Annotated in this window: 21 protein-coding genes and 4 tRNA genes; 3 read left to right on the forward strand and 22 right to left on the reverse strand. The window is 67.2% G+C overall.

What is annotated here, in order from left to right; all coding sequences use genetic code 11:
* Positions 1 to 20: 20 nt before the first annotated feature.
* From AB839_RS04655 to AB839_RS04730, 16 genes are all read right to left on the reverse strand, one after another.
* The gene (locus tag AB839_RS04655) at positions 21 to 1,304 is read right to left on the reverse strand and encodes a type II toxin-antitoxin system HipA family toxin (protein WP_061478474.1); all 1,284 of its coding nucleotides are present in this window, start codon (positions 1,302 to 1,304) and stop codon (positions 21 to 23) included.
* Positions 1,297 to 1,623: a helix-turn-helix transcriptional regulator gene (locus tag AB839_RS04660; RefSeq protein WP_227200205.1), complete on the reverse strand. Its 327-nt coding sequence runs from the start codon at positions 1,621 to 1,623 to the stop codon at positions 1,297 to 1,299. The genes AB839_RS04655 and AB839_RS04660 overlap by 8 nt, the downstream gene beginning before the upstream one ends.
* Positions 1,624 to 1,770: 147 nt before the next feature.
* The gene (locus AB839_RS04665; protein ID WP_061478475.1) at positions 1,771 to 2,877 is read right to left on the reverse strand and encodes an NAD(P)/FAD-dependent oxidoreductase; all 1,107 of its coding nucleotides are present in this window, start codon (positions 2,875 to 2,877) and stop codon (positions 1,771 to 1,773) included.
* A gap of 138 nt (positions 2,878 to 3,015) precedes the next feature.
* Positions 3,016 to 3,091, reverse strand: a tRNA-Gly gene (locus tag AB839_RS04670).
* 98 nt (positions 3,092 to 3,189) lie between these two features.
* Positions 3,190 to 3,816: a CDP-diacylglycerol--glycerol-3-phosphate 3-phosphatidyltransferase gene (gene pgsA, locus AB839_RS04675; RefSeq protein WP_061478476.1), complete on the reverse strand. Its 627-nt coding sequence runs from the start codon at positions 3,814 to 3,816 to the stop codon at positions 3,190 to 3,192.
* Positions 3,817 to 3,834: 18 nt separating this feature from the next.
* Positions 3,835 to 5,679, reverse strand: a complete 1,845-nt coding sequence (gene uvrC / locus AB839_RS04680) for an excinuclease ABC subunit UvrC (protein WP_053500510.1) — start codon at positions 5,677 to 5,679, stop codon at positions 3,835 to 3,837.
* Positions 5,676 to 7,088: a hypothetical protein gene (locus tag AB839_RS04685; protein ID WP_061478477.1), complete on the reverse strand. Its 1,413-nt coding sequence runs from the start codon at positions 7,086 to 7,088 to the stop codon at positions 5,676 to 5,678. Before AB839_RS04685 ends, uvrC begins: the two co-directional genes overlap by 4 nt.
* On the reverse strand, positions 7,085 to 7,573 hold the full coding sequence (locus AB839_RS04690) for a low molecular weight protein-tyrosine-phosphatase (protein WP_061478478.1): 489 nt from the start codon (positions 7,571 to 7,573) through the stop codon (positions 7,085 to 7,087). The genes AB839_RS04685 and AB839_RS04690 overlap by 4 nt, the downstream gene beginning before the upstream one ends.
* Positions 7,570 to 8,343, reverse strand: a complete 774-nt coding sequence (kdsB, locus tag AB839_RS04695; protein ID WP_061478479.1) for a 3-deoxy-manno-octulosonate cytidylyltransferase — start codon at positions 8,341 to 8,343, stop codon at positions 7,570 to 7,572. The genes AB839_RS04690 and kdsB overlap by 4 nt, the downstream gene beginning before the upstream one ends.
* 75 nt (positions 8,344 to 8,418) lie before the next feature.
* Positions 8,419 to 9,438: a tetraacyldisaccharide 4'-kinase gene (gene lpxK / locus AB839_RS04700; protein ID WP_061478480.1), complete on the reverse strand. Its 1,020-nt coding sequence runs from the start codon at positions 9,436 to 9,438 to the stop codon at positions 8,419 to 8,421.
* Positions 9,438 to 11,186 (reverse strand): lipid A export permease/ATP-binding protein MsbA, encoded by a 1,749-nt coding sequence (gene msbA / locus AB839_RS04705; RefSeq protein ID WP_061478481.1) that lies wholly within the window; start codon positions 11,184 to 11,186, stop codon positions 9,438 to 9,440. The genes lpxK and msbA overlap by 1 nt, the downstream gene beginning before the upstream one ends.
* Positions 11,183 to 11,605, reverse strand: coding sequence for a biopolymer transporter ExbD (locus tag AB839_RS04710; protein WP_005415977.1), 423 nt, complete (start codon positions 11,603 to 11,605; stop codon positions 11,183 to 11,185). The genes msbA and AB839_RS04710 overlap by 4 nt, the downstream gene beginning before the upstream one ends.
* A gap of 3 nt (positions 11,606 to 11,608) precedes the next feature.
* Complete coding sequence (locus tag AB839_RS04715; protein WP_061478482.1) at positions 11,609 to 12,271, reverse strand: MotA/TolQ/ExbB proton channel family protein; 663 nt, start codon at positions 12,269 to 12,271, stop codon at positions 11,609 to 11,611.
* Between the two features lie 3 nt (positions 12,272 to 12,274).
* Positions 12,275 to 14,674 (reverse strand): DNA internalization-related competence protein ComEC/Rec2, encoded by a 2,400-nt coding sequence (locus AB839_RS04720; protein ID WP_061478483.1) that lies wholly within the window; start codon positions 14,672 to 14,674, stop codon positions 12,275 to 12,277.
* 59 nt (positions 14,675 to 14,733) lie between these two features.
* On the reverse strand, positions 14,734 to 16,077 hold the full coding sequence (locus AB839_RS04725) for a HAMP domain-containing sensor histidine kinase (RefSeq protein ID WP_061478484.1): 1,344 nt from the start codon (positions 16,075 to 16,077) through the stop codon (positions 14,734 to 14,736).
* A 1-nt stretch (position 16,078) separates the two neighbouring features.
* A complete protein-coding gene (locus AB839_RS04730; RefSeq protein ID WP_049415866.1) occupies positions 16,079 to 16,750 on the reverse strand; it encodes a response regulator transcription factor in 672 nt (223 codons plus the stop codon).
* A 176-nt stretch (positions 16,751 to 16,926) separates the two neighbouring features.
* Between AB839_RS04730 and AB839_RS04735 the strand changes: the two genes are divergently transcribed.
* Positions 16,927 to 17,211 (forward strand): hypothetical protein, encoded by a 285-nt coding sequence (locus tag AB839_RS04735; protein WP_061478485.1) that lies wholly within the window; start codon positions 16,927 to 16,929, stop codon positions 17,209 to 17,211.
* 96 nt (positions 17,212 to 17,307) lie between these two features.
* Here the strand turns inward: AB839_RS04735 and AB839_RS21680 are convergent, their stop codons facing one another.
* Positions 17,308 to 17,448, reverse strand: coding sequence for a hypothetical protein (locus AB839_RS21680; protein ID WP_005415970.1), 141 nt, complete (start codon positions 17,446 to 17,448; stop codon positions 17,308 to 17,310).
* A gap of 182 nt (positions 17,449 to 17,630) precedes the next feature.
* Between AB839_RS21680 and AB839_RS04740 the strand changes: the two genes are divergently transcribed.
* Complete coding sequence (locus AB839_RS04740; RefSeq protein ID WP_061478486.1) at positions 17,631 to 17,933, forward strand: hypothetical protein; 303 nt, start codon at positions 17,631 to 17,633, stop codon at positions 17,931 to 17,933.
* Positions 17,934 to 18,059: 126 nt separating this feature from the next.
* On the opposite strand, the gene AB839_RS04745 is transcribed toward AB839_RS04740, so the two are convergent.
* The 3 genes from AB839_RS04745 to uvrB all read right to left on the reverse strand — a co-directional run bounded on the left by AB839_RS04745 (position 18,060) and on the right by uvrB (position 20,438).
* Positions 18,060 to 18,134: transfer RNA gene (locus AB839_RS04745), tRNA-Val, on the reverse strand.
* A gap of 98 nt (positions 18,135 to 18,232) precedes the next feature.
* Positions 18,233 to 18,307, reverse strand: a tRNA-Val gene (locus AB839_RS04750).
* A gap of 106 nt (positions 18,308 to 18,413) precedes the next feature.
* Complete coding sequence (gene uvrB / locus AB839_RS04755) at positions 18,414 to 20,438, reverse strand: excinuclease ABC subunit UvrB (RefSeq protein WP_061478487.1); 2,025 nt, start codon at positions 20,436 to 20,438, stop codon at positions 18,414 to 18,416.
* A gap of 128 nt (positions 20,439 to 20,566) precedes the next feature.
* On the opposite strand from uvrB, the gene AB839_RS04760 reads away from it, so the two are divergent.
* On the forward strand, positions 20,567 to 21,103 hold the full coding sequence (locus AB839_RS04760) for a GspH/FimT family pseudopilin (RefSeq protein WP_229298534.1): 537 nt from the start codon (positions 20,567 to 20,569) through the stop codon (positions 21,101 to 21,103).
* A 75-nt stretch (positions 21,104 to 21,178) separates the two neighbouring features.
* On the opposite strand, the gene AB839_RS04765 is transcribed toward AB839_RS04760, so the two are convergent.
* A tRNA-Asn gene (locus tag AB839_RS04765) sits at positions 21,179 to 21,255 on the reverse strand.
* An 80-nt stretch (positions 21,256 to 21,335) separates the two neighbouring features.
* Positions 21,336 to 21,758, reverse strand: coding sequence for a type IV pilin protein (locus tag AB839_RS04770; protein WP_061478489.1), 423 nt, complete (start codon positions 21,756 to 21,758; stop codon positions 21,336 to 21,338).
* Positions 21,759 to 21,794 lie beyond the last annotated feature (36 nt).

Genomic DNA, 21,794 nt, shown 5'->3' on the forward strand with positions numbered 1-21,794 from the left:
CAGGCCCTTGGACCCGGCCCTCAGGTCCGCAGGCCACGCCGGACTTCCCGCAACAGAGCTACGTTCTCGTTGATGCGCCCCTGGATCATGATCAAGGTGTCTTGAGCAATAACGTTTGAGTACATGCTGTTGGCGATTTCCGTGAATTGGCTGGCCACGTCGCAAATGCTGCCAATCGCCAGACTGGCGTCCCCGTGCTGCACTTCTGCCTCTTCGGCAAGGCGAAGCAGGTCAGCACGGGAAATCTCCAGTGCCTCCCCCATGACGTCCATCTGGTGATATCCGTTGGGTCCTTCGCAGAAGGTCACGTCGTAGGCCGGAGCCAAACGCCATTGCCCATCCGGCGACATGATGTAGGCAAAGTTTTTCGGATGATCGTCCCGGTTGTTGAACGCAACGTTGAAGACCGCACGTTCGAAGGCCACGGCCATTTGCCGCACGTCATTGGTGCACAACCGGGTCGCGCGCAGGAAGTTGACATAGTCCAACGACCCCGCCGTCTGGTAGTTGGCGCCCGTGAATGCAGCAAGACTCTGCATCGGCACACGCAACCCATCGTGGCGATCAAAGCGCTTGCTGGCGAACGCGGCCAGTCCGTTGGGCAGGCTGAAGTACTGCGTGTCCGGTGTCTCGATGCCACACCTGCGCAGGCACTCGGCGTAGACCATTTCGATGGCGCACACCTCGGCATGCTCTTCTTTGGCCGGGAACTTGATCAACCAGGCTTCGAAGCCGGGCGTGACGGCCGTGGTGAACGCGCCCGATCGCGGATCGCGATAGACCAGGGCCTTGGGCCTTGCACCTTGGGGCGAACCCCCCACCAGCAGCAAGGTCTGCAGGAATTCACCACCTTCTCCGTCGAGCACCTGCTGCACTTCCGCGGAAAGCTGCTCGAGCGGTATATGGACCTTCGGCGCCTCACCTTCGGGCGCCACGGGCTCAAACGTCATGGCCCCCATCGCGTTGCCACCGATATAGGCCAGCCGCTGGAGCGGGCCAATGCGTGCTGCGTTGATTCCGCGGCGCCTGAACATGCGGTCCATCAGCAGCATGCCCCAGCCGTCTGGCAACGCGTCATACACAGGCCCGGGCAGTTGCAGCTGATGGTCCGGGAAATCCCGCCGCAACGGAGGGCCGGCCAGCGGCAGCTTGTACGAAGACAGTTCCAGTCCCCTTCGCCGGGCCTCGTTGCTGTACTCGAACGCGACCAGCGGGCGACCGGTCAGGGCGATGCTGGAGATCAGCGTTCCCCAGTGCCATCGCTCTCCCCACCCTTCGTAGAAGACCTTCACCTGTTCAGGCATTACGGGGCTTCCTCTTCGTCCGGAGGCGGTTCGCAGCCTCTTCGTAGCGCCGAATGTCTTCGATGCTGTCCAACTTTGGCTGGAACAGGCCTTCGAGCTCGTTGATCCGACCAAGGACCATCGCCACGCGGACCACCGCCTCGAAGCCAACATTGCGCCCGGCCTCCAGGTTGGACACGGTGTTGGTACCAATGCCGGCACGCCCGGCCAGATCCGACTGTGTCATGCCCAACGCCATGCGTTCTGTACGCAAGCGCCCGCAGAGTCGCTTGACGACCTCGCTGGGCTTGCTGAGGCTTAAATCCAACATAGCGTGCATGATCCCCTATATAGGCTATTTAGCACCCAAAATTATAGAATTAACCCCCAACTCCATTCAATTGATTTAACTCCCGAATTTTGTGTTTTATTTGCGCATTCAGCTATATAAATACAGAATTCTGGAATTACATTGGCAAAGCGCGCGTCACGTGCGCAGGCCACGGCGGTGGAAGTAGACCTGCTCGGCAAAGCGCCGCGTGGCCGCCGTGTGCAGCAGTGCGTTGAACGGCCAGTCGGCCTGCAGATGATCCATCGCCCAGCGCAGCAGGCGCTTGCCATGGAATGCCGGCGCCACCTGCCGCGCCACCCGTTCCGCTTCCGGCCCCTGCCCACGCAGATGGCGGGCCATCGCCCCGCCGACCGCCCAGCCGTGCCGCCACGAGGAGTGGATGCCCCCTGCGGAGAGCGGCGAGACGATGCCCGCCGCGTCGCCAGTCAGGATCACGCGTTGGCCGGTGATCGGCCCATCCGGTCGGCCGCAGGGCACCAGGCCGGCGCGGGTGGCCGAGGGACGCGCAGATGGCGGGATGCCGACCACATCGCGCACATACTCAAGGAAACCATCAATATCCGGCGGCCGCGCCTGTCGCGGATCATGGCGCAGGGCCAGCCCGACCTGCAGGCCGGTTGGATTCTGCGCGACCCAGCCGATGTAGCCCGGTGCAAAGCGCTTGCTGACGAAGCAATGCAACGCGTCGCCCTCTGTCACCTGCAGGCCGGCGAACTCACGCTCGACGCCGTAGAGGTTGTCACGCACCTGGCCAAGCCCGGTGCGCTGGGCAACGCGTGAGCGTGCGCCATCTGCGCCGACCAGATAGGCGCAGCGCCCTGTCCCTTCGACCTGCCAGCCGTCACCACAGCGGCGAGCGTCGGTGAAGGACTGCTGCAGGCGCAGGTCGACACCGTTCGCGCGCAGTTCGCTGGCCAGCCAACGCATCACGTTCGGCGTATCGGTGGTGAGGAAGTAATAGCCCGGTGCGGCCAGCAATACGCTGCGCAGGTTCGGCGCATAGAGGCGTACGTTGGCGACCCGCTGCACCAGATGTTCGGGCATGCGCCCCAGCCAGGTCTGCTCCATCGCTTCCTTCACCACGATGCCGGTGGTGTGCAGGCGCTCGCCGGGGTCGGTCCTGCGTTCCAGCACGCAGACGCGCAAGCCGTATTGAGCAGCGGCCAGCGCGCAGGCGGCACCGGCGAAGCTGGCGCCGACGATGACCACATCGTGGTCGTAGGCGGAGGGAGTTTGGGGCATGGCTGCATCGTTCTGGAGGAATACAGATGCAGCTTCGAACTGGCGCGTGGCGAGGCGAAGGAGTGGCGGTGAAGTGGGGATGAAGCAGGCGCCAGGCAAACGAAAAACGCCCCCTGTCGGGAGCGTTCTTCTTGAATCTGGAGCGGGAAACGAGACTCGAACTCGCGACCTCAACCTTGGCAAGGTTGCGCTCTACCAACTGAGCTATTCCCGCTTGGGAGGCGAAATTCTACCTGTTCCAAGGATGGCGTCAAGCGCTTTTTCGGGTCTGCCAGGAGCCCTTTCCTGCGGAAAGGGATCCGACCCCGGGGCTCAGTTGCCCAGCTTCTTCTGCCGTGCACGCTCGCGGGCGGCGCGCTCGTCATCGCGCAGGCTCGGCCAGGCAGCGTGCAGGTACTGCAGGCCCGACCACAAGGTCAGCACCGCGGCAATGGCCAGGGTCCAGTCGCCGATGTGGAACACCGGCCAGCCCATCCAGATGTCTTCCACCGGCACGCTCGGGGCCACCGAGTACAGCAGGCACAGCAGCGCGACCATCTGCGCGGTGGTCTTGATCTTGCCGATCATCGCCACGCGCACCTTGGCGCGCTGGCCCAGCTCGGCCATCCACTCTCGCAGCGCCGATACCGCGATCTCGCGGCCGACGATCACTGCCGCCCAGAACGCCATCCACGGCGTCGGATGGCCCTGCACGATCAGGAACAGCGCTACTGCCACCATCAGCTTGTCCGCGACCGGGTCGAGGAACGCACCGAAGGCCGACTCCAGCTGGTAACGGCGTGCGATCCAGCCATCGAGCCAGTCGGTGATCGCGGCCAGGCCGAAGATCGCCGCCGAAGCGAAGTTGGTCCAGGTGTAGGGCAGGTAGAACACCAGCACCAGCACCGGGATCATCACGATCCGCAACAGCGTCAGCCAGGTGGGCAGGGTCAACTTCATGCTTGCGTGCTTCTCTCTCTACTCGGCCGCATCAGGCGTGGCCAACCCGTGCAGGTTAGCGTAGATACGTGCCGCGAGGGCGTCATTGATGCCTTCCACCTTGGCGATTTCCGCTTCGCCAGCGGCTTTCAGGCCCACAAGACCGCCAAAATGCTTGAGCAGGCTGGCGCGGCGGCGCGGCCCGATGCCGGGGATATCCTCCAGCTTGCTGGTCATCCGCGCCTTCTGCCGGCGCCCCCTGTGGCCGGTGATGGCAAAGCGATGCGCCTCGTCGCGCACCTGCTGGATGAACTGCAGCGCCGGGTTGGCCGCGCCCGGGCGCAGCTCGCGGCCATCGGGCATCACCAGCGCTTCATGCCCAGCGCGCCGCTCCACGCCTTTGGCCACGCCCACCAGCAGCACGCCTTCCACGCCCAGGTCGGCCAGCGCGGCCTGCGCCTGCGCCAGCTGACCGGCACCGCCGTCGATCAGCAGTACGTCCGGCAGCACGCCCTGCTCTTCCACCGCGCGGCGGAAGCGGCGGTCGATGGCCTGACGCATCGCGGCGTAGTCGTCGCCCGGCTCGATGCCGCTGATGTTGAAGCGGCGGTACTGCGCGCGTACCGGACCGGCGGCGTCGAACACCACGCACGAGGCCACGGTGGCCTCGCCCAGCGTATGGCTGATATCGAAGCACTCGACCCGCTTGACCGGCTCGGCCAGGCCCAGCATCTCGCGCAGTGCATCGCTGCGCGCATGCTGCGCATTGCGGCTGTTGAGCTCGGTGGCCAGGGTCAGCTGCGCGTTGCGACTGGCCAGCTCCACGTAGCCGGCACGCTCGCCGCGCACGTTCCACTTCAACTGCACCTTGCGCTCGGCCGAGGCGGACAGCGCGGCGACCAGCAGGTCGGCGTCGGGAATCTCGCGATCCAGCAGGATCTCGCGCGGCGGCTCGAATTCGATGTAGTACTGCGAGACGAACGCGGCCAGCACTTCCTCCGGACTCTCCTCGCCGTTGGTACGCGGGAAGAACGGGCGGGTGCCGAGGTTGCGGCCATCGCGGAAAGCCAGCAGCAGCACGCAGGCCTGCGAACCCTGCATGGCCACCGCCAGCACGTCCAGGTCGGCGGCGCGGCCGTCCACGTACTGGCGCGTCTGCATGCTGCGCAGCGAGGAGATCAGGTCGCGCAGGCGCGCGGCCTGCTCGAACTCCAGCGCCTCGCTGGCGGCCTGCATCTGCTCGCCCAGCTCGCGGGTCAGCTCGTCGCTCTTGCCTTCCAGGAACAGCGCAGCACGGCGCACCGATTCGGCGTAGTCCGCGGCCGGCACCAGCTCCACGCAGGGCGCGCTGCAGCGGCCGATCTGGTATTGCAGGCACGGCCGCGAGCGGTTGCGGAACACACTGTCTTCGCAGCTGCGCAGCTTGAACAGCTTGTGCATCAGGTTCAGCGTTTCGCGCACTGCGGTCACGCCCGGATACGGCCCGAAATAGCGGCCGGGAATGGCGCGCGGGCCACGATGCAGGGCGATGCGCGGCCAGTCCTCGCGGGTCAGCAGCACATGCGGGTAGGTCTTGTCGTCGCGCAGCGAGACGTTGTAACGCGGCGACAGCGACTTGATCAGCTGGTTTTCCAGCAGCAGCGCCTCGGCTTCCGAGCGCGTCACGGTCACGTCCATGCGCGTGATCTGCGAGATCATCGACATGATCCGCGCGTTCTTCGGGCTGCCGTTGAAATAGCTGCCGACGCGGTTGCGCAGCGCGCGCGCCTTGCCCACGTACAGCAGGGTGTCGTCGGCCGCGTACATGCGGTACACGCCGGGGGCAGTGCTGAGCTGGGCCGCGAAGGCCTTGCCGTCGAAGGCCGGGGCGGGAACGTCGGTCATTCGCTGATCGGGACTTCGCTGAGCACGCCGCTGTCGGGGTCGAATCGCAGCACGGCGTGGGCGTCGGTCTCGGCGATCCACACCGCACCTGCGCCCACGGCCAGTCCAGCCGGGCCATGCAGGCGGCGCGGCAGCGGCTGGGTGGTCAGTTCACCGCCGCCCAGGCGCAGCGTGCGCAGGCGACCGTTGCCGGTGTCGGCGATCCACAGCAGCGGGGCGTCCGCGCCCAGTGCGATCGCCTGCGGGAACTGCAGGCTGGCCTGCGCGCGCGGGCCGTCTTCACTGCCGAAGCGCCACGGCCCCTGCCCGACCAGGGTCTGCACCAGGTCACCACGCAGTTGCAGTGCACGGATCGAGGATCCCAACGCATCGGCGACGTACAGCACCTGCTGCACCACGGCCAGCGCGGTCGGTTGCGCGAAGGCAGCCAGATGGCCACTGCCATCACGCTCGTCGATGGAACCACTACCGGCGCGCCATTGCAGGCTGCGCTGGCCCAGGTGGTAGCTCCAGATGCGGTTGTCGCCGGCCATCGCGATGTGCAGCTGGTTGTCGGCGATGGCCAGGCCAATCGGATGGTCCAGCGAGACCTGCCGCGCCTGCGCGACCGGGCCTTCCACCGGCGCACCGGGTCGCCCGTTGCCGCACAACGTGTCGACGATGCCGGTCAGCAGGTTGATACGGCGCACCGCGTGGTTGCCGGTGTCGGCGACGTACAGCGAATCGCGCTCCAGCACCAGCGCCTGCGGGCGGTGGAATGCCGCTTCGGCGAGGTTGCCGTCCATGAAATCGGCGGTGCCGAGGCCGAACTGGCGCAGGATGCGTCCGCCATGGCTGCATTCGAGAATGCGGTGATGGCCGCTGTCGGCGATGTACAGGCGTTCGGTGCTGACCGCCAGCCCCTGCGGGAAGCGCAGGGCCTGGCGCGGTTCCGGATGCAGTTCGCTGCCGCCGCGCGGCGGCGCCGAAGGTGCACCCTGGCACAGCGCGTTCAAGGCGCGCTCCAGTTCACCGGGCGCGCCCTGCCCGACCAGCCGTTGCTGTTCGCGGCCCTGTGCGTCCAGCAGCACCATGGTCGGCCAGGCGGTAACGCCGAAGCGGCGCCAGCCATCCCAGTCGGCATCGAGCAGCACGGGCATGGTCAGGCCCTGACGGCGCAGCAGCTTCAGTGCGGCCGTGGCATCGCGTTCGAAATCAAAACGCGGCACCTGCAGCACCAGCGGCTGCAGCTTGCCCGGGTGGCGCGACAGCCATTGGCCGAACTCGGCCAGGCGTTGCGCACTCCAGGCGGAGGCCGCATTGACGAACAGCAGCGCGACCGGCCGGCCGCGCAGTTCGGTCAGGGTGCAGGGGGTGGCATTGAGCCAGGTGGCGAATTCGGGCAGGTCCGGGACGGGCTGGACGTTCATGACCTGATTATGCCGGAGTCGGCGTCATGCAACAGTCGTGCCACCGCACGTTTTGCAGCATCGTCGACCAGCGACCAGACCTGTTCGAAATGATCGCTGCCGCCGGTGTAGGGGTCAGGGATGGCTACCCGCCCCTGCCCGCCGGACCAGGGCAGGTACAACGCCAGCCGTTCACGCTGGGCCGCCGACGCCAGGCGCCCGGCATCACGCAGGTTGGTCTCGTCGGCACACAGGATCCAGTCGAAACGGTCGAAATCCACGGCCTGCAGCTGACGTGCGCGCAGGCCGCCGATGTCCACGCCGTGTCCGGCCGCGCAGGCGATCGCGCGGCGGTCCGGCGGCTCGCCCACGTGCCAGTCGCCCGTGCCGGCCGAATCGACCTGCACCCGCCCGGCCAGCGGCGAGGCATCCAGGCGTGCGCGCAGCGCCCCTTCGGCCATCGGCGAACGGCAGATGTTGCCGAGGCAGACGACCAGCAGCCTCATCGCGCGGCCATCGTCTGCAGCAACGCTTCGGCGCGCTCCAGGTCCTCGGGCGTATCGATGCCCGGCGGGAACGGCTCGGGCGAGATCGCCACGCTGATCGGGTAGCCCGCTTCCAGCACGCGCAGCTGCTCCAGCGATTCGACCTGCTCCAGCTGGCCCGGCGGCATCGCCGCGAACTGCTGCAGGAAGCCGGCGCGATAGCCATAGATGCCGATGTGGCGCAGCCAGTGGTGACCGGCCGGCAACGTGTCGCGGCTGCGTGCGAAGCCGTCGCGGTGCCAGGCGATCGGCGCGCGGCTGAAGTACATCGCCTCGTTGCGCACGTTGCGCACCAGCTTCACGACGTTCGCGTCGAACAGGGTGTGTGCGTCCTCGACGGTCGTGGCAAGAGTCGACATCGGCGCAGTGCCAGCGACCAACGCATCTGCCACCGCGCGGATGCCGGTCGCCGGCGCGAACGGTTCGTCGCCCTGCAGGTTGACCACCACCGTGTCATCGGCCCAGCCGGCAATGCGTGCGCACTCGGCCAGGCGATCGGTGCCCGAGGCATGCGTGGTCGCGGTCATCGCCACCTTCACCTCGGCCAACCCGGACAGTGCATCGGAAATGCGTTGGTCGTCGGTCGCCACCCAGACCTCGCGGGCACCGGCCTGCAGCGCGCGGCGCGCCACATGCAGCACCAGCGGCTCACCGCCCAGCGGGCGCAACGGCTTGCCCGGCAGCCGCGAGGCGGCAAAGCGGGCCGGAATGGCGACGACGAATTCGGTCATGCGGGCGGTTCTCGGCAGGCTCGTTACAACGGGAATGCGGCCAGCGGCGCGTGAATGCAAGCGCCGCGGCGCCGCTCAGTTCGGTCGCAGCTTGTCCAGGCGATCGGTCAGCGCCACCCAGAACGCGGCGGGCAACTCGGCGCGCAGCGGAACCGCGTAGTGCCAGTCGTTGCCGAACGCCCGGCATTTCACCGCATCCTTTTCGGTCATCAGTACCGGCAGCTGGCTGCCGAAGGACAAGTCCTGCGGCTGGTAGGCCTGGTGGTCGGCGAATGCATGCGGCACCACGCCGATCCCGCGCGCGCGCAGCATGTCGAAGAAGCGCTGTGGATGGGCGATGCCGGCCACCGCGTGCACGCGCTGGCCCTTGAAGTACGCCAGCGGGCGCGCGCGGCCACCGGCCAGCGGCTGCGCACTGTCGATGTGCAGGGCCATTGGCCACTGACCGAAGCCACAGGCCTGTGCCGCGGTCCCCTCATCGGCCTGGCCGAGGTTGACCACGCGGAAATCGCACTCGCTGGCGCGGCTGACCGGCTCGCGCAACGGCCCGGCCGGAATCATCCGGCCATTGCCATAGCGACGCTGGGCATCGACCACTTCGATCTCGATGTCGCGCGCCAGCCGGTAGTGCTGCAAACCGTCGTCGCAGACGATCACATCGCAGCCGGCCTCGATCAGCGCCTTGCCCGCAGCAACCCGATCACTGTCCACGCGCACCGGCACGCCGGTCTTCCAGGCGATCAGCACCGGCTCGTCACCGCCTTTCGCGGTTGGCGTGTCGGCCTGCACCCACAGCGGCTTGTCGGCGTCTTCGCGACCATAGCCGCGGCTGGCCACGCCCGGCTTCCAGCCGGCCGCACGCAGGCGTTCGACCAGGGCAATCGTCAGCGGCGTCTTGCCGGTACCACCGGCGGTGATGTTGCCGACCACGATGACCGGCACCGGCAGCGAGTGGCGCTTGCGCCAGCCACGCCGATAGGCGCGCCGGCGCAGTGCGGTGACACCTGCGTACAGCGGCGCCAGCAGGCGCATCGCCCACGGAACCGGGGTGCCGTCATACCAGTACGGCGGGGTCTGGGCGCCCTTGCCGGCCATCAGTCCTGCCTTTCGCGGAACTGCATGCTGTGCAGATGCTGGTACAGGCCGCCCAGTTCGAGCAGCTCCTTGTGCGTGCCGCGTTCAACGATGCGGCCGTGATCCATGACCAGTACCTGGTCGGCATGCTCGATGGTCGACAGCCGGTGCGCGATGACCAGCGTGGTGCGCTCCGGCATCAGGCGCTGCAGCGCGTCCTGCACCAGGCGCTCGGATTCGTTGTCCAGCGCCGCAGTGGCTTCGTCGAGGATCAGGATCGGGGCGTCGCGCAGGATCGCGCGGGCAATCGCCAGGCGCTGGCGCTGGCCACCGGACAGCAGCGCGCCGTTCTCGCCCACCGGGGTCTGCAGCTGCTGCGGCATGCGTGCGATGAACTCCCACGCGTTGGCGGCCTCGGCCGCCGCGCGGATCTGCTCGTCGGTCGCTTCCATGCCATAGGCGATGTTGGCGGCGATGGTGTCATCGAACAGCATGACCTTCTGCCCGACCATTGCCACCTGCCGGCGCAGGTCGGCCAGCGGGTAGTCGTCCAGTGCCACGCCGTCGAGGGTGATGACACCGCCGCTGGGCTCGTAGAAGCGTGGCACCAGCCGGATCAGGCTGGTCTTGCCACTGCCGGAACGGCCAACAATGGCCGTCACAGTGCCTGGCCTGGCAACGAAGCTGATGTCGTCCAGGGCGATGCCGCTGTCCTCGCGGTAACGCAGCATGACGTGGTCGAACGCCAGTTCGCCCCGCACGCGCTGCACGCGTCGCTGCCCCTGGTCGCGCTCCACTGGCATGTCGAGGATGCCGAACAGGCGCTCGGCAGCGGACACGCCGCGCGAAATCGACGTCTGTACGCTGGTCAGGCGGCGCAGCGATGGAATGATGGCCATCATCGATGTCATCAGGCCCATGAACTGGCCGGCATTGAGCCGGCCCGCCAGGGCTTCGCGGGTCGACACCCAGACGATCACCGCCAGCGCCAGTGCAGCCAGGAACTGCACCACGCTGGAGGCGGCGGCGCGGGTGACCTCGACCTTCATGTTCAGCGCCAGCATGCGGTTGGCCAGGCGCGAGTAGCGCGAGATCTCATGCTGCTGGGTGCCGTGCACCTTCACTTCCTGCTGCGCGGCCAGCGACTGCTCGGCAGTCTGCGCCATGGTGCCCATGCCGTCCTGGATGCCACGGCTGATGCGCCGGTAGCGCTTGCCCACGTAGGACACGATGCCACCGATCAGCGGCACCACCAGCAGCATCGCCAGGGTGACCTTGACACTCATCTGCAGCATCACCGCCAGCATCGCGATGATGGTGAGGGTGTCGGCCACCACGGTCTTCAGCGCGTCGGCGCTGGCCTGGGTGACCTGCTCGGTATCGAAGTTCAGGCGGCTGACCATCACCGGCGTCGCTTCGGTATCGAAGTGCGACGACGGCAGGTGCAGGTACTTCTGCAGCACCTGCTCACGCAGGTCGCGGACCACGCTGCGACCAGTCTTGGCCAGCGTGTAATCACTGACCCAGGTGGCCACGCTGCGCATCAGGAACAGGCCGAGGATGGTCAGCGGCAGCACCACGGCCGCGCGCGGCTGCGGGTCGACGAAACCTTCGTTGACCAGCGGCTCCATCAGCTTGGTGAAGTGGTAGCCGGCCAGGGCCTCGACCACCATGGCGATGACCGCGCCCACCATGAACACCCAGTAGGTGCGGGTGTAGCCCAGCAGACGTTTGTAGATCGGCCACACCGGCGCGTGATGGGAACTCATGGACGCACCTCTGGCGCAGTTGCAATGGCGATACGACGGAAACCGAGTTGACCGAGCGCGTCCTGCGCGGTCACCACGGCCTGGTAGGGAGTGCGTGCGTCGGCGCGCAGCAGCACGGGCTGGCTACGGTCACTGCCGGCCACGGACGCGATGGTCTGCTTGACCGACTCGACGTCGCTGCGCAGCACTTCCTGGTCATTGATGAAATAGCGGCCTTCGGCGTTGATCAGCACGCTGAGCGAACGCGGCGGCTCGTTGTTGGGCTGCTGGCTGGCGGTCGGCAGCTGCACCTGCAGCGTCGAGCGCGCATCGAAGGTGGTGGTGACCACGAAGAAGATGATCAGCACCAGGATGACGTCGATCAGCGGGACCAGATCGATATGCGGTTCATCCTGGGAGCGGTCATTGCCGATACGCATCGATCAGGCCTTCGCCGCAGCGGCGTTGGCCGGTCGCGCCGGCGCGACCGGGTTCATCACCCCGGGGCGACCGTCGAGTGTGTCCAGCAGGGCACTGGCTTCCTGCTCCATTTCCACCACGTAGCCGTGGATGCGGCCCTTGAAGTAGCGATGGAACATCAGTGCCGGAATGGCCACGATCATGCCCGTGGCGGTGCACACCAGCGCCTTGCCGATACCGCCGGCCAGCTGGTTCACGTCGCCCACCCCATGGTCGAGGATGCCCAGGAACATCTGGATCATGCCGATCACCGTGCCCAGCAGGCCCAGCAGCGGGCCGGCCGAGGCAATCGTGCCCAGAGCGTTGAGGAAACGTTCCATGCGGTGCACCAGGTGGCGGCCGGTGTCCTCGATGCGCTCGCGGATCTGGTCGCGCGGACGATTGCGGGCTTCCAGCGCGGCCGCCAGCAATGCCCCCAGCGGCGAGTTGGCACGCAGGGTCTGCAGGTGCGCCGGGTCAAGCTTGCCGCGTGCGGCCCAGTTGCGCACTTCCTGGCCGAGGCCGGGCGGCAGCACTTCAGTCCGCCGCAGGGACCAGAAACGCTCCAGGATGATCGCCAAAGCCAGTACGCCCAACAGCAGCAGCGGCACCATCGGCCAGCCACCGGCCTTGACCAGTTCCCACACGTTTCAACCCTCCGGCCCAACGGCCGCTTGTTTGATCGGCGATAGGATAACAGCCGACCGCGCCCGCCCAGCGGCATCCCACCACCGGGATGCATGGATACGCTGTTCACGCAGCTGCAGCCCTTGTGCGCCAAGCCATACGCGGATCGCCCCGGACTCCGCAGTGGACACCACCTCGGCTCCCTGCGCCTGCCAGCGCCGGACCACGTCCCGGCGCGGGTGGCCGAAGCGGTTCTGGTGCCCGGCCGAAACCAGCGCCAGCCGGGCTGACACCGCCGCCACCCAGGGCGCGCTGGAGCTGGTGCCGCTGCCATGGTGCGGCACCAGCACCACATCCGCCTTCAGCGCCGCCGGAGACGCCCGCAGCAGCGCCTGTTCGGCCGGGCGGCCGATGTCCCCGGGCAACAGGACCCCACCATGCGCGCTGGCCACGCGCAGCACGCAGCTGTCCTCGTTTTCAGCCCGCTGGCTGCCGGCATCCGGGTGCAGCACCTGGAAGTCGACGCCGTCCCAGCGCCAGCGCAGGCCGCGCTGGCAGCGCCCGGCCCCGGCGATCGCGCTGCCCGGCGGCGCCAACAGGGGCAGCTCCGGCAACTGAAGGCGCAGGCTCGGCAGGTTGCCGGCATGATCGAGATCGTCGTGACTGATCAGCACGCGGTCGGGCCGTGCCTGCCCCAGCGCTCGCAATGACGGAACCAGGACCCGCTCACTGCCCTCACCCCCGATCGGCGGTCCCACGTCGTACCAGAGCGCATGCCGCGCGGTACGCAGCAACACCGCCGTGCCCTGCCCGACGTCGTGCACCAGCAGCTCCAGCTCCCCCTCGGCCGGCCGCTCGCGCAATGGCCATAGCAGCGGCAGGCACAGCAGGAGGCCAGCCAGCCCGCCCCCGGCACCGCGTGGCAGCAGCCACCAGAACACGCCCAGCAGCGCCGCCGGCACTGCCCAGGCCGGTGCCTCGGCCAACCACCACATCGCCTGTGGATGCGCCGCCAATGGCTGCAGGGCCTGCCAGCTGATTTCGAACAACCACGCCGCTGCACGCCACGCCCAGCATCCGGCGCCGTCATGCAGCACCTGCAGGGCGGTGCCCAGCAGCGACAAGGGCACCACCAGCAATGTCCACCACGGGATGACCGGCAGGTTCACCAGCGGCCCCAGCCAGGCGGTGCCGCCGAACAAGGCGATGCCCAGCGGCAACAGGCCGACGCTGGCCACCCCTTGTGCGGCCAGGAACCCGCGCAGGTTGGCGACCACGCCTCGCGGACGTCCCTGCGGCAGGCACCAGACCAGCCACAGGACGCCGCCGAAGCTGAGCCAGAAGCCCGCGGACAGCACTGACAGGGGCGCCGGCAGCAGCAGCGCCAGCGCCGCCAGTGCAAGCCCCTGCACGAGACCCAGTGGGCGCCGCCCGCTACGCGCCAGCGCCACCAGCCCGATCATCAGTGCGGTGCGCACGGTCGGCAATTCACCGCCGGCCAGCACCGCATAGCCCGCTGCGGACAGGGCCGCGGCGCAGGCCGCCGCCTGGGGGCGTGGCCAATGCCGGCCCAGCAGCGGGCACAGCCACCACAGCCCTCGGCACAGCAACGCCCCCAGTCCCGCCACCACCCCGACATGGAACCCGGAAATGGCCACCAGATGGGTCAGGCCCAGCGCCCGCAACTGATCCCAATCGGCGTCGGACAGGCCACGTGTATCGCCCAGGGCAAGCGCCTGCACGAAGCGCGCAGCTGGATGGGCCACCTGCGCGGCGATGGCGGCGCTGGTGCGTTCACGCCACGCCGGCAGGCCATGCGCGGCCTGAAGCTCACGCGCGCTGGTCGGCGCCCGAACCGTGCCGTTGCCGGACACGCCGCGCAGCAGCGCATGGCGTTCACCGTCGAAACCACCGGGATTGATCCGCGAACGCGGCGCCCGCACGCGCAGGGCCAGATGCCACTGCGCGCCGGCCAGGACCTGATGGCGCCCACGCCCGGCGTCGGTGGCGTCAGCGGCACGCCAGGCATCGTTCCAGGTGACCTGCAGGCGCTTGCCGCGCAGCGATGGCAGTTCGCTGCTCTCGCTGACCTGCAGCAGGAAGCGGGTGTGCGCGGCTCCATGGTCCGGCAGATCGATGACCCGTCCACTGACCACCACATCCCGTGCTGGCTGGCCTGGCGGCAGCTGTTCCTGCATTGCCCAGTGTCCGTGCATCGCCGTCCATCCGGCGCCCAGCAGCACGACCGCGGGCAGGCGCCCCCGCCAACGCAGGCCCCACCCTGCCATGCCAAGCACGATCATCACCATGCAGCCCCACAGCGGCGGCAGCTGTGGCAGCTGCACGCAGGCCAGCGCCCCCAGTGTCAGCGCCGCAGCGGCGCCACTGCCCAGCAAGGGAGACGGGGAACGCTCGACGGCCATGGGTCCAGCCTGCCGCTACCGGCGGCAGGTTGCCTATCGGGACTTGCCCCGCAAACGCGTCAGCGCCGGACGCTGCCGCGATGGAAATTGACCCGGAAGCTTGCGCCGCCTCCCGCAGCCTCACCGACACTGACCGAGCCACCGTGGTGCTGCACGATCTCCTTCACCAGATGCAGGCCCAGGCCACTGCCGCTGCCCGCCGCGCGCAGGCGATGGAACGGCTCGAAGATCGCCTCGCGGTCGCCCACTGGAATGCCCGCGCCCTGATCGCTGACTTCCAGCAAGCCACGCGCATCCAACCGCACGCAGATGGTGCCACGGCCACCACCATGCACGATCGCGTTGTGCACCAGGTTGGCAATCACCCGCCCCAGCGCCAGACTGTCGCCGTGGATCCACACCGGCGATTCCGGCGCGTCCACTTCGAATCCATAGCCGGCGCCGACCACCAACGGCGCCAGGTCCGCGGCGGCCTCACGCACCAGCAGCGCCAGGTCCAGCCGCTGCAATGCGCCGACATTGCGGTCAAGGCGCTGCAGATCGAGCAGGTGCTCGGCAACATTGCCCAGCCGCGCCACGTCGGTCAGCAACTGCGATTTCAGCTCACCCTGTGGCAGCTGCGCCAGGCGCGCCTGCACCACGGCGATCGGCACGCGCAGCTCGTGCGCCGCGTCGGCGAGGAACTTGTCGCGCGCGGCGTAGCCCTGCTGCACCTTGTCGATGGCATCGTTGAACGCTTCCACCAGCGGCGCCACTTCCGTGGAGACCAGCCGCGCATCCAGCCGCGCACCGGGCTGGCCGATATCCAGTTCCTTGGCCTGCTGCGCAGAACGGCGCACGCCGCGCATGGCACGGTGGATCACGGTCGGCATCACCAGCAGGGTGACCACGATCAGTGGCAGGAAGAACCACAGGCCGATCAGGCGCAGCACCATCAACGCGCCATCCAGCAGCCCGCCCTTGGGCGCGCCACCGACCATCACGGTGATGCGGCGCCCGTCCTCGTTGCGGATCATCACCCGCGCCACGTCCAGGTAGGGGGGCACCAGCGAGCCCAGTTCCGTGGCGCCCACGGTCGGCAGCCGCGCCAGCATCGGCGCGTGGATGGCTGGGATGGTGCCGCGCTCGAGCCACATGCCCTTGTCATCCACCGCGGCGAACCAGAGATTTCCCCCGGCGTTGGCATCGAGCTTGTCCCAGCGCGCCTGGTCCAGCACCAGGCGGCCACCTTCGCTGTGCACCGCCTTGGCCACCGCCTCGGCAACGAACATGTCCATGCCCCAGGAGTCCTTGTCACCCCAGGTCAGGATCAACGCGACCACCGCGAACAGTACGGTGAAGGCCTGTGCCAGGAACAGGCGCCAAGCCAGGCCAAGGGTGATCGAACGGATCGGACGGGCCATCTCAGGCCTCCGCCAGCAGGTAGCCGACGCCCCGGATCACGTGGATCTCCACCCCCGCCCCGGCCTGCTGCAGCGCTTTGCGCAGCTTGGAGATATGCGCATCGAGCGCATTGGACTGGATCTCATCATCGAACCCGTACACTGCAGCCTCCAGGGCACTGCGGGTCACCGTGCGGCCCTGCCGCATCGCCAACGCCTGCAGCACCAGCACCTGCCGACGTGGCAATGCCAAGGGCTGGCCCTCCACCTGTGCCTGCAGCGATTCGAAATCGAACTCGAGCCGCCCCAGCCGCAGGCTCGGCGTCACCATCGCCGAAGGCCTGCGCGATACCGCGCGGATGCGTGCCATCAGCTCCTCGATCGCCACCGGCTTGACCAGATAGTCATCGGCACCGACGTCCAGGCCTTCGACCTTGTCCGACAGCGTGCCCTTGGCGGTGAGCATGATCACCGCCAGGTTCGGCCGCAGCGCACGCGCCGACGCGACGAATCCAGCACCATCGCCATCGGGCAGCTGGCGATCGAGCAGCAGCAGCTGGTGCACCGGTTCGCGCAACGCGAGCGCGGCCTCGGCCAGGCTGCCGACCACATCGGCGACCACGCCCTGCCGCTCCAGACCCGATTGCAGGGCGCGGGACAGATCAGGATCGTCTTCGACCAGGAGGATGCGCATCAGGAACTCGTCTACCGGAAACGCTGCCGATCATAGTGCCTGGGGCCATGGTTTTGCGCCCATGCATGCCAGCGGTTGCAGGCGCAATGTTCTGACAATGTTGCCCCTTCAGCATTCGCAGCCATCACCCGCAATGTGGCCGAACGATGCTGTCGCTGCCCCTGACAAGGACCCCCATGGCCTCCGTCTCCCCCACCGCAGAAGCCCACGCGATCCTGCGTGCACCGGACCTGGACAGCGCAGAACGCGCCTATCTGGGACTGATGCCCGACCTTGAACATGTGAATGCACTGGCCCGCCGTGCAGTGAGCCTGTCACGCGTTGCCGACGCGGCACGCGGCTATGCGTTGGCGATGACTCTGGTCGGACTGCGCCTGCAGGAGCTGGAAATGGGCGAGCCAACGGCCAGGGAACATCGCCAGGCCACCCTGCGCAGCCTGCGCCAGGCCTTCAGCGCCTGACAGCACCCGCACAGGCACTGCCGCCGCACCGGCGGCAGCGGGAGTGATCGGGTCAGCAGGACCCGCCACCCGGCAGGCCTGGCGCGGCAGCGTCATTCAGCGCAGCGTGGTCCACGCCAGCAGCGCGCTCAGGATTGCGACCCAGATCACTGCCTTGAACGTGCCTTCCAGCATGTTGCCGCCGAACAGGCGTTCCAGGAGCGGGTTGGGCCTGGACACCGGGACGTGATCACTCATGCGGCAGCTCCTTGCAGTAATGGCGCGTTTGCGCAGCAGCGCCGAGTCTACGCCTGCGCGGCCCGGATTCATCGCCATCTGCCTGCCTTTGGCGGCCCAATTCCCGCCTTCGTCGCAGGCCGGCTGCGATGCCCGGCCGACCCTGCCAGCCTGCACGCACTTTCCCGCTGGAGCACCGTGCCATGCCGATGCTTGCCCTGATCCTGCTGTTCTCCAGCCTGTTCGGCGACGGCTGCGGGCCCACCGAGGATGCCCTGCGCAGCCAGATCCTGCGCACCGAGGATCGGCAGGCCATGCATGAAGCGCAGCCCCTTCAGCTCTATCACCTGCGCCAGGACCGCGTGCTGCGGCTGGGCAGCCAGCAATCGCCAGACGACACTGGCGCCAGCCCTCATCCGGCACTGGCCCCGGTACGTGTGGCGCAGCTGTGGGAACGCGTCGACGGCCAGTGGCGCATCCAGCGTTCGATCAGCATTACCCACTGATTTCATGCCAATGAACCGGCACGGATGCAGCTTCGCGGGAACGCCAGGCTCGCCGGAACGAAAAAAGCCGGCCCCGGGGCCGGCTTTCATCGTTTCCACCGCTTCACCGGCAACGCCGGGAGCAGGTGGTGGGCGGTACAGGGTTCGAACCTGTGACCCCTACCATGTCAAGGTAGTGCTCTACCGCTGAGCTAACCGCCCATCGTGTTCTTGCCGCCCGAAGGCTGGCCTTGCTACGTAAAAACCCGGCGCCAGGGCCGGGCTTTGCAGTTCACGACAACCCTCTTCCGAGGGTTTCGTGGTGGGCGGTACAGGGTTCGAACCTGTGACCCCTACCATGTCAAGGTAGTGCTCTACCGCTGAGCTAACCGCCCGTTTTGCTTCTGCATTTCCGCGATTGCGTCGGTGCAGGCCGCGTATATTACGGATGCGGGCCGTGAAGCGCAATACTTTTGTGAAGATGATGCTGCACTGCCACGTTCAGCCCAGGCTGGCTTCCTTCAGCTGCCGGATCTGGTCACGCACCCGTGCGGCATCCTCGAATTCCAGGTCCTTGGCGTGCTGGTACATCTGCTGTTCCAGCGCCTTGAGACGGGTCGCCAGCTGCGCCGGAGACAGCGAACGATAGTCGGCCGCTTCTTCGGCCACACCCGCCCGGCCCTTGCCCTTACCCTTCTTGGCTTCCTTCTCGGCGGCATCCGAACGCGCGCCTTCAAGGACATCGACGATCGGGCGCGCCACCGAGCGCGGCACGATGCCATGTTCTTCGTTGTACTCGACCTGCTTGGCACGGCGCCGGTCGGTCTCATCGATCGCCGCCTGCATCGAGCGGGTGATCTTGTCGGCGTACAGGATCGCCTTGCCACGCACGTTGCGTGCGGCGCGGCCGATGGTCTGGATCAGCGAGCCGGTGGAGCGCAGGAAGCCTTCCTTGTCGGCATCGAGGATCGCCACCAGCGATACCTCGGGCATGTCCAGGCCTTCGCGCAGCAGGTTGATGCCGACCAGCACGTCGAACTTGCCCAGGCGCAGGTCGCGGATGATCTCCACGCGCTCGACCGTATCCACGTCCGAGTGCAGGTAGCGCACGCGGATACCGTGTTCGGTGAGGTACTCGGTGAGGTTTTCAGCCATGCGCTTGGTCAGCGTGGTGACCAGCACGCGGTCGCCCGCCTTGATGCGCGCGTTGGCCTCGCTCATCAGGTCGTCGACCTGGGTACCGACCGGCCTGATCTCCACCACCGGGTCGATCAGGCCAGTCGGGCGCACCACCAGTTCGGTGATCTCGTCACCGGCTTCACGCAGTTCATAGGGCCCGGGCGTGGCCGACACGTAGATGCTGCGCGGGCAGCGCTCCTCCCATTCCTCGAAGCGCAGCGGGCGGTTGTCCAGCGCCGACGGCAGGCGGAAACCGAACTCAACCAGGGTTTCCTTGCGCGAGCGGTCCCCCTTGAACATGGCGCCGATCTGCGGAATGGTCACATGCGATTCGTCGATCACCAGCAGCGCATCCGGCGGCAGGTAGTCGAACAGGGTCGGTGGCGGCTCGCCGGCATTCTTGCCGGTCAGGTGCCGGGAGTAGTTCTCGATGCCGTTGCAGTAACCGACCTCGGCCATCATCTCCAGGTCGAACTGCGTGCGCTGCGCCAGGCGCTGCGCCTCCACCAGCTTGTTCTGTGCGTAGAGCTGCTCCAGCCGCTCCTTCAGCTCCACCTTGATCGTCTCGATCGCCGCCAGCACGCGCTCGCGCGTGGTCGCATAGTGCGTCTTCGGGTAGACCGTGAAGCGCTGCATGTTGCGCAGCGTCTCGCCGGTGAGCGGATCGAACAGGGTGATCTTCTCGACCTCGCCATCGAACAGTTCAAGGCGCAGTGCTTCGCTGTCCGACTCGGCCGGGAACACGTCGATCACTTCGCCGCGCACGCGGAAGGTACCGCGCTGCAGCTCGTACTCATTGCGCGTGTACTGCAGCTGGGTCAGGTGGTTGATCAGGTCGCGCTGGTCGATGCGCTCGCCCTTGGACAGGATCAGGCGCAGTGAAAGGTAGTCTTCCGGCGCACCCAGGCCATAGATCGCGGACACCGTGGCCACCACGATCGCGTCCGGGCGCGACAGCAGGGTCTTGGTCGCGGCCAGCCGCATCTGCTCGATGTGTTCGTTGATCGAACTGTCCTTCTCGATGAAGGTGTCCGACGACGGCACGTAGGCTTCGGGCTGGTAGTAGTCGTAATAACTGACGAAGTACTCCACCGCGTTGTGCGGGAAGAACGCCTTGAACTCGCCATACAGCTGCGCCGCCAGCGTCTTGTTCGGTGCCATGATCAGCGTCGGCTTCTGAACGTTCTGGATGACGTTGGCGATGGTGTAGGTCTTGCCCGAGCCGGTCACGCCCAGCAGGGTCTGCTTGGCGATGCCGGCCTCGAAGTTGCTGGTCAGCTTCGCGATGGCGTTGGGCTGGTCGCCCGCCGGCGAATACGGCGAGACAAGTTCAAAACTGTCGCTCATGGTGTTGCCAGTTCCCGGGAAGGGTGAGTATACGGGGCGAGGAGTGACGGCCGGCTGAGGGGTTGTCGGGCAGACCGCTACGGGGATTCCCGATGGCGGCCGCACAGCCGGGCGCGGAGGCTGGATGCATGCGCACTCACCGCTCTTCCGGTTGCGCCGCGTCGCGCGGCATGCACCTGATCGAAATCCTGGTCGTCACGGCGGTACTGGCCGTGCTGCTGGCCGCCGGCTGGCCCTCGCTGCAGGCGCTGCTGCTGCACCAGCGCGCGGAAGCCACCCGGTTCAGCCTGCAGGCCGCCCTGGCAACGGCACGCACCCAGGCCATCATGCGTCGCGAACTGATCGGCCTCTGCGCCAGCGCGGACGGCCAGCGCTGCGGGGATGACTGGAGCCAGGGCTGGATTGCCTACCGGGCCGCAGGCGCATGGCAGCCCCCATCCACGGCCGATGCCATTGTCCTGCATCAGGGCGGCCGTCCGGACGTCACGATCAATGCCGCCAGCAACAGCGGGCGACCGCAACTCTATTTCCAGCCGGATGGCCGCAGCCCCGGCAGCAACCTGACGCTGCGCGTCTGCGTGAGGGGGCGCGAGCACGCGCGGATCATCGTCAGCAACAGTGGGCGGATGCGTTCGTCCACCACGCGGACTGGACAAGCCTGTTGAAACGACGCCCCTGCGCTCTCAAGCAGGCAACAAAAAAGACCTGCGGAAGTCCGCAAGCCTTTGATGTGTAACGTCTGGCGCCCGAAGTTGGACTCGAACCAACGACCCCCTGATTAACAGTCAAGTGCTCTAACCGGCTGAGCTATTCGGGCGGGGACGCGCATTGTAATCACGTCGAACAGGGAGTGCAACACTCCCGTTCACATGCTTGCGTTCTCTGTTTGCGGCAGTGTCACCAGCACTCGGACAGCGTGGTCTTGGCGGTCTTCACGTTGGCCTGGTTGAGCGTCAAGTTTCCACACTTGTCCTTCGCCTGCGCGTTGACCGCGGTGGCGGTGAAGGTGAATGTCGACTGCGCGGTCTGCATGGACAGAGTGTAGGCCGCCGTGCCGCCCTCGCGCGGGGAGTTGATCGAATCGGCGTTGCCCGGGAACTTGAACCCGACATAGGTGTTGTTGACCGTGTGGAAGCGCTCGGCCAACTGTGCGTATTCGACCAGGTCGGCCTTAGCCTGGGCCCGTCGCGACTTGCGCACATGTTCGCTGTAGTTCGGGTAGGCGATCGCGGCGAGGATTGCCACGACCGCCACCACGATCATCAGCTCGATCAGGGTGAAACCGCGGGCCAGGCGACCCGCCGCGAAAGATTGGCGCATTGCACGGGCTCCTGCTGGCGGGGAAGGATGGACGCC

It is taken from the genome of Stenotrophomonas sp. DDT-1, from assembly GCF_001580555.1.
GTDB lineage: Bacteria > Pseudomonadota > Gammaproteobacteria > Xanthomonadales > Xanthomonadaceae > Stenotrophomonas > Stenotrophomonas sepilia.